Source organism: Yersinia nurmii, assembly GCF_001112925.1.
In the GTDB taxonomy this organism is placed as follows: Bacteria; Pseudomonadota; Gammaproteobacteria; order Enterobacterales; family Enterobacteriaceae; genus Yersinia; species Yersinia nurmii.
The window spans coordinates 242256-256702 of record NZ_CPYD01000004.1; the positions used below are offsets into that span (position 1 = coordinate 242256).

Consider the following 14447-nt stretch of genomic DNA (forward strand, 5'->3'; position numbering starts at 1 on the left):
ATCCGACAGAACAAACGCACTAAATTGACGCATTCACTGCCCATATATAGGGCGCTAGCACGCATGCCTGTTATTATTGTGTTGCATAAATGTGATCATACAGAGCAAAAATCGAACTTCCCATTATTTGAATAATATTTCGACGCACCCCCAGTAAATACGCCATTTTTTGATGAATTAATGCACGGAGAATTGCGCATTTTGCATAATTATGCAAACTAAACTCTTGTTTTTACGCAAAAAATACATTTTATTCACATGTTGGGCTTGCTGGCATAAAAGCTGCTCTACACTTTATATCAAATGAATATGTTTCATTCTGAATTGTTAACAGGATCTACGAAAGGCGACCCAATCGACTTCGGTCGTCACCATTTTGCGAAATAACATTTTTACCTCCGCCGTGCTCACTCCATCAGTGTGAGGCGACGGCGGGAAAAGAGAGTGCCATTGGCTCGCCAGTACGCATTCACACCCCAAACGCATGCTGAGAAAGAGGTTTATATGGAACAGCCAATCCCGGTCACCCGCCAATCATTTGATGAATGGCTAGTGCCAACCTATGCACCGGCTGACTTTATCCCGGTTCGTGGAGAAGGTGCGACTCTGTGGGATCAACAAGGAAAATCTTACATCGATTTTGCCGGTGGTATTGCGGTCAATGCCTTGGGACACGGACATCCGGCGCTTAAAGCTGCCTTGCATGAACAGGCGGAAAAACTGTGGCATTTGGGTAATGGTTATACCAATGAACCGGTGCTGCGGTTAGCCAAGCAACTGATTGATGCGACGTTTGCTGAAAAAGTCTTTTTCTGTAACTCCGGGGCGGAGGCTAACGAAGCGGCGCTGAAGTTGGCGCGTAAATATGCGCTGGATACCTATGCCAACCAGCCGGGGCAAAAGGGCGAGAAAAACCAGATCGTGGCTTTTCGCAACGCGTTTCATGGCCGCACGCTATTTACCGTTTCTGCGGGTGGACAGCCAAAATATTCGCAGGATTTTGCTCCGTTGCCAGGTGGGATCAGTCACGGCATTTTTAACGATCTGGCATCGGCGGAAACGTTGATCAATCAGCAAACCTGCGCGGTGATTGTCGAGCCGATTCAGGGGGAAGGCGGCGTGGTTCCGGCGGACGCCGAATTCCTGCGTGGACTGCGTGCTTTATGCGATCGCCATAACGCTTTGCTGATTTTTGATGAAGTGCAGACCGGCGTCGGTCGTACCGGTGAACTCTATGCCTATATGCATTACGGCGTGACACCGGACGTATTAACCAGTGCCAAAGCCTTGGGGGGCGGCTTCCCAATCGCTGCAATGTTGACGACCAACCGTTTTGCCGGTGCGCTCAACGTCGGTAGCCACGGAACCACCTACGGCGGCAACCCGCTGGCCTGTGCTGTGGCGGGAACCGTTCTGCGGTTGATCAACACACCAGAAGTGCTATCCGGCGTGAAGCTGCGCCATCAGTGGTTCCAGCAGGGATTGGCAAACATTAACGCTCGTTATCCCGTGTTCTCCGAGATTCGCGGCAGCGGCCTACTGATTGGCTGCGCGTTAAAACGCGAATATGCCGGTCAATCCAAAGCCATTATTCAGGCCGCAGCCAAACACGGGTTGATTGCTCTGATTGCCGGGCCGGATGTGGTGCGGTTTGCTCCTTCTCTCATCATTTCTCAATCAGACGTCGAAGAGGGACTGGCACGCCTTGCCCGTGGGATTGAGCAGGTTTGCCAATAGGATTAACGCTGTAAAAAAGGACCTTGATTATGATGATTATTCGCCCGGTAGAACGTCGGGATCTGGCCGATATCTTGGAACTGGCTGGAAAAACTGGCGTAGGCATGACTTCTCTGCCACAAAATGAGCAACACCTCGCAGCACGCATTGAACGGGCGTTAAACACCTGGCAAGGAACTTTGGCCTTGGGCGAACAGGGTTACCTGTTCGTTTTGGAAGACACTGAGCGTCAAAAGGTGGTCGGCGTCAGCGCGATTGAGGTTGCCGTTGGCATGAATGATCCCTGGTACAACTTTCGCGTGGGGGCGCTGGTACATGCGTCGAAAACCCTCAATGTCTACAAGTCGGTGCCAACGCTCTTTTTGAGCAACGACCACACTGGCTACAGTGAGCTGTGTACTTTATTTCTCGATCCTGAATATCGTCAGGGGAAAAATGGTCCCTTCCTTTCTAAAGTGCGCTTTCTGTTTATTGCCGCTTTCCGCCAGTTATTCTCGCGCAAGCTGATCGCGGAAATGCGCGGTTTTACCGATGAACAGGGGCGCTCTCCGTTTTGGGAAAATGTCGGACGCCATTTCTTTTCTATTGAATTTGCCAAAGCGGATTATCTGAGTGGCACCGGCCAGAAAGCCTTTATTGCGGAATTGATGCCGAAACATCCGCTTTACGTGGATTTTCTGGCGGCTGAAGCACAGGCGGTTATTGGCCAGGTACATCCCCATACTGCGCCAGCGCGAGCGGTGTTGGAAACCGAAGGCCTGCAATACCAAGGGTATGTGGACATTTTTGACGGTGGCCCAACGCTGGAGGCCAATACGGATGAAATCCGCGCAGTGCGCCAAAGTACGAAACGGCAGATTTCTATTGATGATGTCATTCTGGACGGCAACGGCACCGCTTATCTGGTAGCGAATGATGATTACCATCACTTTCGTGCGCTGTTGATTCACACCGATTTGACTGATGAGGTTCTGCACCTCAACGCCGAAAGTGCGGCTGCGCTTGGCGTGGAACAGGGCGGAACGGTTCGTTTGGTCAGCTTATTTTCCCCGGAGACACGAAAATGACCCATCCTGCACTTTTTATTCAAGGGGAATGGCACACCGGCAAGGGTGAGCCTTTCGCAAAACACGATCCTATGGATCAGCAATTACTGTGGCAAGCCCGTGCAGCCGATGAGCAGGATGTCGCCAAAGCCTGTCAGGCCGCGCGAACGGCTTTCCCGGTTTGGGCGAAAACGTCGTTAGAGCAGCGAGTGGCGATTATTCAGCGTTTTGCCGTACTGCTGGAACAGCATAAACAGCAACTGGCGCGCACTATCAGCCTGGAAACCAGCAAACCTCATTGGGAAACGCTGACAGAAATTCAGGCCATGATTGGCAAGGTGAATATTTCATTGCAAGCCCATCAAATTCGTACCGGCACCAGCGAATCGCCAATGGCCGACGCACTCTCCGTGGTGCGCCATCGTCCTCACGGCGTACTGGCAGTGTTTGGCCCGTACAATTTTCCCGGACACTTACCCAATGGGCATATAGTTCCAGCATTGTTGGCCGGTAACACGCTGGTGTTTAAACCTAGCGAACTGACGCCGAAAACTGCGGAAGAAACCGTCAAACTTTGGCAGCAGGCTGGAATACCGCCGGGTGTACTGAATTTGGTTCAGGGCGGACGGGATACCGGTATCGCGCTAGCCGGACAGAATGACATCGACGGCGTGTTGTTTACCGGCAGCGCCGCTACCGGCTATCAGTTGCATCGTCAATTGGCCGGACAGCCGGAGAAAATGCTGGCGTTGGAGATGGGGGGTAACAATGCGCTGATTGTCGAACAAATTGATGATCGCGATGCAGCGGTGAATTTGGCGATCCAGTCAGGGTTCATTTCTGCCGGTCAGCGTTGTACCTGTTCGCGGCGGATTTTGGTAAAACGCGGCGCAGAAGGCGATGCTTTCCTGCAACGTTTTATCGCCGTGGCGCAGTCACTGCGGATTGGCCGTTGGGATCAGCAGCCCCAGCCATTTATGGGCGCAGTGATCTCCCCTCAGGCGGCGGATCGCATGATGGATGCGCAGGAAAGCCTGATCAAACTGGGCGGTAAAGCCTTGCTGACTATGACCAGACCAGACGCGGAGGGCGCGGTGCTGACACCGGGGATTATTGATATCACCGGAGTGAATGACGTGCCGGATGAAGAATATTTTGGCCCTTTGGTCTGCATTATTCGTTATGACAATTTCGATAGGGCGTTAGAGATTGCGAATCAGACTCGTTTTGGTCTGGCTATTGGGCTGGTTTCCCCAGATCGTCGTCAGTTTGAGCAACTGTTGCAGGAAGCGCGGGCCGGTATCGTCAACTGGAATAAACCGTTGACAGGTGCCTCCAGTGCAGCGCCGTTCGGCGGTGTGGGCGCCTCGGGCAATCATCGCCCCAGTGCGTTTTACGCGGCGGATTACTGTGCCTGGCCGATGGCATCGCTGGAAAGCGATAACCTAACGTTGCCAGCGACTTTATCACCGGGCATCTCGTTTGATGTGACCGATCCTCTATAAGCCGCGCCGGAGAAGCCCTATGGCAGGATATGAATTAAATCTCGATGGATTGGTCGGGCTGACTCATCACTATGCTGGATTATCTTTCGGTAATGAAGCCTCAACTCAGCATAAAAATAGCCTGTCCAACCCGAAACTGGCGGCTAAACAAGGCTTGCTGAAAATGAAAGCGCTGGCGGATCTAGGTTACCCGCAGGGCGTGATGCCGCCGCAGGAGCGGCCATGCTTACCCGCATTACGGCAGCTAGGTTTCAGCGGATCTGATTGGCAGGTTTTGAGTTGGGTCGTGCGGGATGCGCCCAGACTATTGTCTGCGGTAAGTTCGGCTTCTTCTATGTGGACCGCCAATGCCGCTACTGTCTCCCCCTCGGCAGATAGTGCCGACGGTCGGGTGCATTTTACCGCCGCCAATTTGAACAATAAATTCCATCGGGCAATCGAGGCGGAAACTACGAGTGCGTTATTGCAGCGTATTTTCAATCACCCTCATCACTTTGTTCATCATCAGGCACTGCCCGGCGTGGAGTTGTTTGGTGATGAAGGCGCAGCCAACCATAACCGCCTCGGCGGTGATTACGATCGACCCGCGGTGCAGGTGTTCGTATACGGCAGGCAGGGTATGGCGACCGGTTCTGCTCCGAGTCGTTATCCGGCGCGACAAACGCTTGAAGCCAGTCAGGCCGTGGCGCGATTACATCAGTTGGATACCTGTCGCACATTTTTCCTTCAGCAAAATCCAGAGGTTATCGATTGTGGAGTCTTTCATAACGATGTCATCGCCGTTAGCAATCAACAGGTTCTTTTTTACCATCAACAGGCTTTTATAGGGGGGAAATGTGCTCTGGAGCCGTTGCGTCGCCAAATGGGCGAAATGGAGTATCAGCTAGACGCAATACAAGTGCCGACGGAGCGAGTTTCAGTGGCCGATGCGGTCGCTACCTACCTATTTAACAGTCAGTTATTGCGTAAGAATAACGGGAAAATGCTTCTGGTGATCCCGCAGGAGTCGCGGGATCACGCGGGTGTTTGGCGCTATTTATCCGAGTTAGTAGCGAGCGGTGGGGCGATTGACGAAATTAAAGTTTTCGATCTGCGGGAAAGTATGCGCAACGGCGGAGGCCCGGCCTGTCTGCGGCTGCGCATCGCGCTGAACGAAACTGAACTTAAGGCCGTGAATCCTCGCGTCATGATGACTCCCGCTCTTTTTGCCACGCTCAACAATTGGGTCGATCGTCATTATCGCGATCGATTGCAGTTAAGTGATTTGGCCGATCCGCAATTACTACAGGAAGGGCGACAAGCGCTGGACGAATTGACGCAGATTCTGGATTTGGGGTCGGTGTACCACTTTCAGCAAAACTCACTTCATGGATGATAAGGAGTCATCATGTTGGATTTGTTAACCCTGACTTTATCTGAGTGTCAACCGGTGAACGACCAAGGGAGAACGGCGCAGTTTCGCTGGCATTGGCTGGGAGAAGGCATGCTGGAACTGTGCCCGCTAGGCGAATATCGGCAGGCAGTAGTCCTGTCAGCCGGTATTCACGGTAATGAAACTGCGCCAATCGAGCTGCTAAATCAATTGGTTGGCGATTTGTTTCTTGGGCGTCGCCAGTTAAATGTTCGCTTACTGATTTTATTGGGAAATCCAGCGGCGATTCGCGTCGCAAAGCGTTATCTCGAACATGATATCAATCGGATGTTTGGCGGCCGCCATCAGGGATTTCCTGACTCTATCGAGAGAGCGCGAGCTCAGGTATTGGAGCAGGCCGTTTCCCAATTTTTTAGCACTGAAAAGGTGCATCAGCGGCTGCATTATGATTTACATACGGCAATTCGTGGTTCCTATCATTCTCGATTCGGCTTATTGCCTTATCAGGGGCGTCCGTATTCATCAGAGTTATATCGCTGGCTACAGAATATCGAACTGGATGCCTTGGTTATGCATACCTCAGCCGGGGGAACCTTTTCCAATTACACCAGTGAATACTGGGAGGCAGACAGTTGTACGCTAGAGCTGGGGAAAGCGTTGCCGTTTGGAGAGAACGACTTAGCTCAATTCGCCGGAATCAATCGGGGATTGCAGGGGCTGGTTTGCGGCGAACCAGTGCCGGAAAGGGCACCGGACACGCCGATGTTATTGTATCGCGTGGTGAAATCCTTGATCAAAGCTGATGCAAACTTCTGTTTGCACGTTGCCGATGAAACCCTCAATTTCGCGCGTTTTGCCTACGGGCGATTGTTAATGGAGCAGTCCAGCGGAAATTATCGGGTCGAACATCCTTACGAATGGATATTGTTTCCTAATCCCCACGTTGCCCAAGGACTGCGCGCGGGCCTGATGCTGGTGCGCATGGATGAAACTGAGCTACCGCGACGCTAATTGCATATGAATATAAGGAAGGGAGAGCGATGAGTCAGTTGGCAATGAATACCGATTGCCATCTGACATCAGAGAGTATTAAGAAAATTAGTTAATGTATTAAATGTTAAAATTAATCACGCAAGTTAATATCACTTTTGGACAGGCAGGTGTGGCACCCTGTAATGAAAATGTCATAATAATACCCTCAAGATAAAACCCAGTGTTTAATACTGCATAAATTCTTATTGTTAGCATAATCCTTACATTAAAGAATGCGTGAGTGGCACGTTATTATTAATGGTTTTATTCACTGATTAATTAACCACGTGGTTTATAAAGTTATTATTTCTATTAATTAACGCTTTCTCGTTGTCATTGGTTTTAGGCGAATCATTCATTAATTTTTGCGTTACTTCAAAAAACAGAAATAACTTTGCGAATCTGAATGTTTGCAATAGCAGAACGCTATAGCCTCAAATTTCTCATCATGTTGACCATGTCGCGTAAAAAAGAAACAAAAAGAAACACTTGCGCACTGTTTTGGTGCGCTTGCACTCTTTTGGATATTCATGTGTGCATTAAATTCATTAATAATCAGTATATTACAAAAGTTCCGTAAAACACATTTTGTTACAATTGATAAGCTGTTTATGACGATATTTCTGCAATTTTTCCATTTTATCTTTTTTCGCTTAATGCTAATGTCTCTTGGCTTTACATTTATTTGTCACTATAAAAAATTAAAACTTAACCACTAGGCCGCTCAAATGTATTTGATGGCGATGAGTTAACTTTATATAAAATTCAAGGAAAATAATGATGAAACGCAGTGTGCTGGCCCTGGCCGTCTCCTTAAGCTTGATCCCATCTCTGTCTAACGCAGCCGAAATCTATAATAAAGATGGCAATAAACTTGACCTGTACGGTCGTGTAGCTGCGAAACATCTGTTCAGCAAAGATAAAGGAAGCGACGGTGACTTCACTTACGTTCGTTTAGGTTTTAAAGGCGAAACTCAAATTAATAGCCAACTGACCGGTTATGGTCAGTGGGAATATAACATTCAGGCTAATAACGCTGAATCTCAAGGTGATAAAGGCAATAAAACCCGTCTGGGCTTTGCCGGTCTGAAATTTGCTGAATTCGGTTCATTCGATTACGGCCGTAACTACGGCGTAGTGTATGACGCGCTGGCGTATACCGATATGTTCCCTGAGTTCGGCGGTGATTCTATGTCCTTCACCGACAACTACATGACCGGCCGTTCTACCGGTTTGGCGACTTACCGTAACAGCAATTTCTTCGGTCTGGTTGAAGGCCTGAACGTTGCCGTTCAGTACCAAGGCAAAAATGACGAAACGCTGGTTGGCGCAAACAATGGCCGTGCAATTCAGAAAGCCAACGGCGACGGTTTTGGTCTGTCCGTTGACTATCAGGATATCGGTGGTTCAGGTATCGGCGCTGCGGCATCTTACTCTTCTTCCAACCGTACTTTAGGTCAGAAAACTCTGACTAACAGCGCAACGGGTGATAAGGCTCAGGCATGGGCAACCGCGCTGAAATACGACGCTAACCAAGTTTATATCGCTGCGATGTACGGTGAAACTCGTAACATGACGCCATACGGCAGCGTGATCGCGACCAAAACCCAAAACGTAGAATTGGTAGCACAGTATCAGTTCGAAAACGGCATTCGTCCTTCTTTGGGCTACGTACAGTCTAAAGGCAAGGATCTGGTTGGCGTTGCCGGCGGCGATGCGGATCTGTTGAAATATGTTGATATCGGTGTGACTTACTACATCAACAAAAACCTGTACACCTACGTTGACTATCAAATCAACCAGTTGAACGATGACAACAAACTGGGTCTGGGTACCGACGACGTAGTCGCTGCAGCGTTGGTTTACCGTTTCTAAGTTGTCAAAGCAGTAATTATTACCCTTTTCTGTGTCGGAAATTGGTGAAAGTAAAGAAGCGGGGGCAACTCCGCTTTTTTATTGAAAAATAAAAAGGCCCCTTATGATGGGGCCTTTTTTGTTTGGTGCTTGATCGAAATGTTTAGTGGCTAATGCTTTCCTGTTGGCGCCCCCATAAAATCATGCTGCCTACCAGTTGTTTCAGTAATCCCTGTAATGTCTGGGCTTTACCTGCGCTGAATTCATAAGGCTCGGTTTCGGACATGTAATTAAGTTGAGCCAGTTCCAACTGCACCGCGTGTTGTTGCAACTGCGGTTGACCATAGTTTCGGGTGATGTATCCACCTTTAAATCTACCATTCAATATATGAGTGAAAGTCGTTTGCTGCTGACAGCAGGCAATTAAACGTTCGCTTAAACTGCTGGCGCAGCTCTGGCCGTCGTTGGTTCCCCAGTTAAGATCAGGTAGCTGGCCTTCAAACAGGCGAGGAATAACCGAAGCAATAGAATGTGCGTCTAACAGCAGTGCATAGCCAAACCGAGCTTTTAGTCGATCCAGCTCTTGCTGTAACTGCTGGTGATAAGGCTGCCAGATAGCGTCAAGATAGCGTTGGCGTTCGCTGTCAGAGGGTGTTTGTCCCGGTTTAAAACAAGGGCGGCCATCGAATAAGGTCTCAGGAAACAGACCGGTAGTTGCCGTGGTATACAGCGGTTGATCGTTGGATGGACGGTTGAGATCTATCACCATCCGTGAATAATTGCCGACCAGCAGACTGGCATCCATATCTTTAGCAAATGAATAAAGGCGTGGAATATGCCAGTCAGTATCAGATAGCGGGCGAGCCGCATCGCTAAGCCCGGCCTCAACCGCTGGCGTCAGGCGAGTTCCCGCATGGGGAATACTGATTAATAGCGGTAATTCACCGACGTGAAAGCTGATGGGATCGGCGATGTTCATGGGCGTACTTCTCCTCGATAGACCACGGTGGCAGGGAGCTGTCCGCCCAGCCAGTAAGATAATTCGGCTGGACGAGATAACGGCCAGTGTACCCAGTTGGCGAGTTTGCCGACTTCCAGAGTGCCCTGTGTTTCTTGAACGCCCAGCGCCTGCGCGCCGTGGCAGGTAATGCCAGCCAGCGCTTCTTCCGGCGTCATGCGAAATAACGTACAGGCCATGTTTAACATCAGGCGTAATGACAACACCGGAGAGGTGCCGGGGTTAGCATCGCTGGCTAACGCCATAGGCACGCGATAGTGACGGAAAAGCTCTACCGGAGGACACTGGGTTTCCCGCAGCATGTAGTAGGCTCCGGGCAGCAATACCGCGACAGTGCCCGATGCGGCCATTGCCTGTGCGTCCTGCTCAGTGGCGTATTCCAGATGATCGGCAGACAAAGCGTGATGTCGCGCTGCCAGCGTGCTGCCACCTAATGAGGAAAGCTGCTCCGCGTGGAGTTTGATTGGTAAACCCGCCGTTTTTGCCGCATGGAAAACTCGCTCCACCTGAGCGGGTGAAAACGCCAAATGTTCACAGAAAGCATCAACCGCGTCAGCCAGCCCGGTTGCGGCAACCTGCGGAATAATGGTGTTACACACCAGATCGATATAATCGTCGGCTCGATTAGCATATTCCGGCGGAAGAGCGTGGGCAGCCAGGCAGGTGGTTTTTACCTCGACCGGCAGCATTTCGCCGAGTCGGCGAGCGACCCGCAGCATTTTCAGCTCACTTTGCAAACTCAGACCGTAGCCGGATTTGATTTCCAGACAAGTAACGCCTTCGTCCAGCAGCGGTTTCATGCGAAACAGCGCTTGCTCCAGCAGTTCATCTTCGCTAGTTTGCCGGGTTGCATTCACCGTGGAAATAATTCCACCGCCTTGAGCGGCGATTTCGGCATAACTCACGCCGTTTAAGCGTTGTTCGAATTCGCTACTGCGGTCGCCGCCAAAAACGAGATGCGTATGGCAATCAATCAAGCCGGGAGTAATGATTCCACCGGGAAAAGTCATTTCCCGCGAGGCTCTCACAGCAGGCAAAGCCGCGCGTGTGCCAATCCAGATAATTTTCCCATCATGAACGGCAATGACGCCGTCGCTAATAGTGTGATAGTGGCCGCCGCGCATCGTGACGATATCGGCTCCAGACCACAAACTGTCGCAGTAAATTACAGACGCCATCTTTATCCTCCACCCCACGGGGTGACACGGTTGTATATACAATCAAAGACAACCTAGCCTATAAATCCAAGGTCAGCAACCGGCAACATGCAGCAATTTGCGCTATCACACCTTTAATTTGTTATCAGGATGTTAGGGTTCCCTGTGGTGTAAATCGACCAAATAGCTGATAGCGGGAACCGGGATACAGCAGTTGAGCGGACGTGACTACGGCTTTGCCGAACCAAGTACGGCGGCGAATCAATAAACATGGTTCATTTTCATTTAATGCCAGTAATTTACGTTCTACCGGCCCCGGCATGACCGCCTCGACAATATGCTCGCCTTCGGTCAATGGCGCGGCCTGCGTCAGATAGCTGTAGGGCGTGATGCGACTAAAATCTTGCTGCATATAATCGGGGGCGGTGAGCGGGTTGACGCAGCGATTTTCTACCTGCACCGGAATATCGTTCTCAAAATGAACAATCTGGGAGTAGAACAGCTGTTGTCCGGCCAGAATGCCCAATGCGGTAGCTTCTTCTGTCGCAGCGGGACGAGCTTCCAACAGGATAATTTTGCTGCTGTGGCGATGCCCGCGCGCGGCAATTTCATCGGCAATATTGTGCACGGCCAGCAATGCACTGTGTGCCTTGGCTTCAGCCACGAAGGTGCCTACGCCTTGCATCCGAACCAGAAAACCCTCGCTGGTCAGTTCCCGTAACGCGCGGTTAATGGTCATGCGACTGACGCCTAATTCCGCCACTAATTCACTTTCTGAGGGAACGCGCTGATGGGGCTGCCAGGCGCCCGAACGGATTTGCCGAATGATGGCCTGTTTAACCCTAAGATAAATAGGGGCAGGAGCGTCATCCATAGCGCTGGTGAGTTGTAATAGGGACTGTTGTTCAGCCACGGCGTTAACCTCGTCAAAGAAATAATAATAAGATAAGTCTACGGTTGAATTTAGCGTATGTATATGTATATACAAGTAGGCGGATTAATTTATTGACGCGACTGTGTCTCGGCGCGTTTGCGTGTCATCACAACCTTGGGATTCACTATGCCAGCATATTTTGCCAAACGCGCTTTTTTACCCGACGGATGGGCCACGGATGTTCGTTTGGAAGTCGACGCACAGGGGCATATTTCGCAAATTATTACCGGTGGTAGCGATGCTGGTTGCCTGTTGCTAGGCGGGCCAATCCTGCCCGGTATGCCTAATCTTCATTCCCACGCTTTTCAGCGCATGATGTCGGGGCTGGCTGAAATCGCCGGAGATCCGCAGGATAGCTTCTGGACATGGCGTGATTTAATGTACCGATTAGTCCAGCGGTTGACGCCTGAGCAGGTCGGTATTATTGCCCGTCAGCTGTACATTGAGATGCTAAAGGGCGGTTACACTCAAGTGGCCGAATTCCATTATTTGCACCATGATCCGGAGGGTAAACCTTATGCAGATAACGGGGAAATGACCGGGCAACTCAGTCAGGCTGCGGCACAAGCAGGGATTGGCATGACGCTGTTACCTGTGTTGTACAGCTACGCCGGATTTGGCGCTCAGCCCGCGCAGCCCGGTCAACGTCGTTTCATTCAGGATGTAGATAGTTATTTGCAACAACAGCAGAGAATTGGCCAGCAGATACAACATCAACCACTACAAAATCAGGGGCTGTGTTTTCATTCTCTGCGAGCGGTAGAGTTGGAGCAAATGCAGCAAATACTGGCCGAGTCGGATAAACAGTTGCCGGTACACATCCATATCGCTGAGCAGCAGAAAGAAGTGAATGACTGTCTGGCATGGAGCGGTCAACGACCAGTGGCTTGGTTATATAATCATTTACCGGTAGATAGCCGCTGGTGTCTGGTGCATGCCACTCATCTGGATAATGATGAATTAACCGCGCTGGCTGCCAGTCACGCAGTGGCGGGGCTTTGCCCAACCACAGAGGCCAATCTGGGCGACGGCATTTTTCCGGGGGTTGAATACATTCAGCATCATGGGCGCTGGGGAATAGGCTCCGATAGTCACGTTTCCCTCAATGTGGTGGAGGAACTGCGTTGGTTGGAGTATGGGCAACGGCTGCGGGATCAGCGGCGTAATCGCCTGACTAGTCCTGAGCAACCGGCGGTGGCTGATTTACTGTATAGCCAGGCATTATCCGGCGGTGCGCAGGCCTGCGGTACCCAAATTGGGGCATTGGCGGTGGGCTATCGAGCAGATTGGTTGGTGTTAGATGGTGACGATCCTTACATTGTCGGCACACCTTCATCATCGTTACTGAATCGCTGGCTTTTTGCCGGTGATAAATCGCAGATCCGCGATGTGTACGTAGGCGGTAAACCGGTCATTATTGGCGGTTTCCATCCGTTACAGCAGTTGAGCGCCCAGGCATTTTTGGCGGTGCTGAAAGACTGCCTGCGGGAGGCGTCTTAATGAGTCTGACATTTTTTGATTATGCCAGTTTACCCGTGAGTCGCTGGCGCAATGGTGGGGGAGAAACCCGTGAAATTGCCTGCTGGCCGGTAGGCAGCGATGATTTTGGCTGGCGAGCCAGCATTGCGACCATTGAACAAAACGGGCCGTTCTCCACCTTTCCGGAGGTTGAACGTTCGATAACCTTATTGGCGGGTGACGGAGTCAGGTTATATAGCGCAGAGGGGCAAATTGATCACGAACTCGCTCAACCTTTGCGGCCATTCTCATTTCCGGGGGATATTCCACTGGAGGCGACATTGCTCGGAGGTGTCAGTCAGGATTTTAATATCATGACGCGAAGAGGTTGCTGGCGCGCGGATGTCAGTATCATTTCTGATGCTCAGTTATTGCCCGTCAGTCGTGCCGGTGTGGTGTATGTGATTTGTGGTGATTGGCAGATTCAGTACGAGGAAAGCCGTCGGTTATCTCATCAACAGGGGTGTTGGTGGTCGCCAGCGATGAGAGGGGGGCAATTGCGTCCCCTGGCTGAGAATAGCCAGCTAATGTGGGTTAATCTATTACCTGCAGTTTAGTTTGGTAATGAACAATATATTTTTTAATCATATTCACACACCGATAAAGGGAGTGTCACTTTATCGGTCAATAATGATGATTTGTTTTATTGATATGGGGCGGTTTGTTATTTCATGTGCTTATTGGTGTCTGCTTCTATGAAAAACACCCGATAACGTTTTTCATTGCACGTTGTTTTTATATCTACATTTTTTAATGTCAGAAGATACTTTTTAATGTCTGTTTAGTGCCGATATTTTTATTTTGATTGAATAGGAAGGTGTGAGATGCTCGCTTAATAAGCTTATTAACGGATGTTGTGCTTTTTGCATTATCTTGCTGTAATGCCCATATACTTATAACTATATGTTTATGTTGATAAATTAATTAATATTAATTGAGCGGCTTGGCCGATTCATTAACTGTAATTTATTCGCTGCTAGGCGATTTCTGATCTCATTAACGACTTTCCTCATTTTTCTAATATATATAAAAACGGGTTTATTAATCATTGGTTATTTTATGGGTAATATATTTTATTGGAATTATCATCCTTTTGTTTTATGGCTAAGAAATACTTAATGGCCAGTGCGTGATAATTAATATTTGTTTTTTTATGTTCAGGTGATATGTTGATATGTAACGTTTGAATCGATGATTGGATTGTCATGGGGATTTTCTGAGATTTACTTTCGTTTTTTATTTTTCGAGAATCTCTCAAATCATTGTGAAATATA

11 protein-coding genes are annotated in these 14447 nt (G+C 49.7%); 8 read left to right on the forward strand and 3 right to left on the reverse strand.

Annotated features, from left to right (window positions below; translation table 11 throughout):
- Window positions 1-504: 504 nt before the first annotated feature.
- The 6 genes from AD970_RS07220 (at window position 505) to AD970_RS07245 (ending at window position 8567) form a co-directional block, all read left to right on the forward strand.
- Entirely contained in the window at window positions 505-1737 is a 1233-nt protein-coding gene (locus AD970_RS07220) for an aspartate aminotransferase family protein (protein ID WP_049597629.1), read from the forward strand.
- 29 nt (window positions 1738-1766) lie between these two features.
- Window positions 1767-2804 carry an arginine N-succinyltransferase gene (astA, locus tag AD970_RS07225; protein ID WP_049597630.1) on the forward strand — a complete coding sequence of 346 codons (1038 nt, stop codon included), beginning with the start codon at window positions 1767-1769 and terminating at the stop codon, window positions 2802-2804.
- Window positions 2801-4288 (forward strand): succinylglutamate-semialdehyde dehydrogenase, encoded by a 1488-nt coding sequence (gene astD, locus AD970_RS07230; protein WP_049597631.1) that lies wholly within the window; start codon window positions 2801-2803, stop codon window positions 4286-4288. Before astA ends, astD begins: the two co-directional genes overlap by 4 nt.
- A 19-nt stretch (window positions 4289-4307) precedes the next feature.
- Window positions 4308-5663, forward strand: a complete 1356-nt coding sequence (gene astB / locus AD970_RS07235) for an N-succinylarginine dihydrolase (protein ID WP_049597632.1) — start codon at window positions 4308-4310, stop codon at window positions 5661-5663.
- 12 nt (window positions 5664-5675) lie between these two features.
- The gene (gene astE / locus AD970_RS07240; protein WP_049597633.1) at window positions 5676-6671 is read left to right on the forward strand and encodes a succinylglutamate desuccinylase; all 996 of its coding nucleotides are present in this window, start codon (window positions 5676-5678) and stop codon (window positions 6669-6671) included.
- A gap of 798 nt (window positions 6672-7469) precedes the next feature.
- Window positions 7470-8567, forward strand: coding sequence for a porin (locus tag AD970_RS07245; protein ID WP_049597634.1), 1098 nt, complete (start codon window positions 7470-7472; stop codon window positions 8565-8567).
- A 142-nt stretch (window positions 8568-8709) separates the two neighbouring features.
- Here AD970_RS07245 and hutG read toward each other — a convergent pair whose 3' ends face one another.
- The 3 genes from hutG to hutC form a co-directional block, all read right to left on the reverse strand.
- Complete coding sequence (gene hutG / locus AD970_RS07250; protein ID WP_049597635.1) at window positions 8710-9525, reverse strand: N-formylglutamate deformylase; 816 nt, start codon at window positions 9523-9525, stop codon at window positions 8710-8712.
- The gene (hutI, locus tag AD970_RS07255) at window positions 9522-10742 is read right to left on the reverse strand and encodes an imidazolonepropionase (protein ID WP_049597636.1); all 1221 of its coding nucleotides are present in this window, start codon (window positions 10740-10742) and stop codon (window positions 9522-9524) included. Before hutI ends, hutG begins: the two co-directional genes overlap by 4 nt.
- 124 nt (window positions 10743-10866) lie before the next feature.
- Window positions 10867-11634 (reverse strand): histidine utilization repressor, encoded by a 768-nt coding sequence (gene hutC, locus AD970_RS07260; protein ID WP_049597637.1) that lies wholly within the window; start codon window positions 11632-11634, stop codon window positions 10867-10869.
- Window positions 11635-11781: 147 nt separating this feature from the next.
- On the opposite strand from hutC, the gene AD970_RS07265 reads away from it, so the two are divergent.
- On the forward strand, window positions 11782-13155 hold the full coding sequence (locus AD970_RS07265; RefSeq protein ID WP_049597638.1) for a formimidoylglutamate deiminase: 1374 nt from the start codon (window positions 11782-11784) through the stop codon (window positions 13153-13155).
- Window positions 13155-13730: a HutD/Ves family protein gene (locus AD970_RS07270; RefSeq protein ID WP_049597639.1), complete on the forward strand. Its 576-nt coding sequence runs from the start codon at window positions 13155-13157 to the stop codon at window positions 13728-13730. Before AD970_RS07265 ends, AD970_RS07270 begins: the two co-directional genes overlap by 1 nt.
- Window positions 13731-14447: the final 717 nt, after the last annotated feature.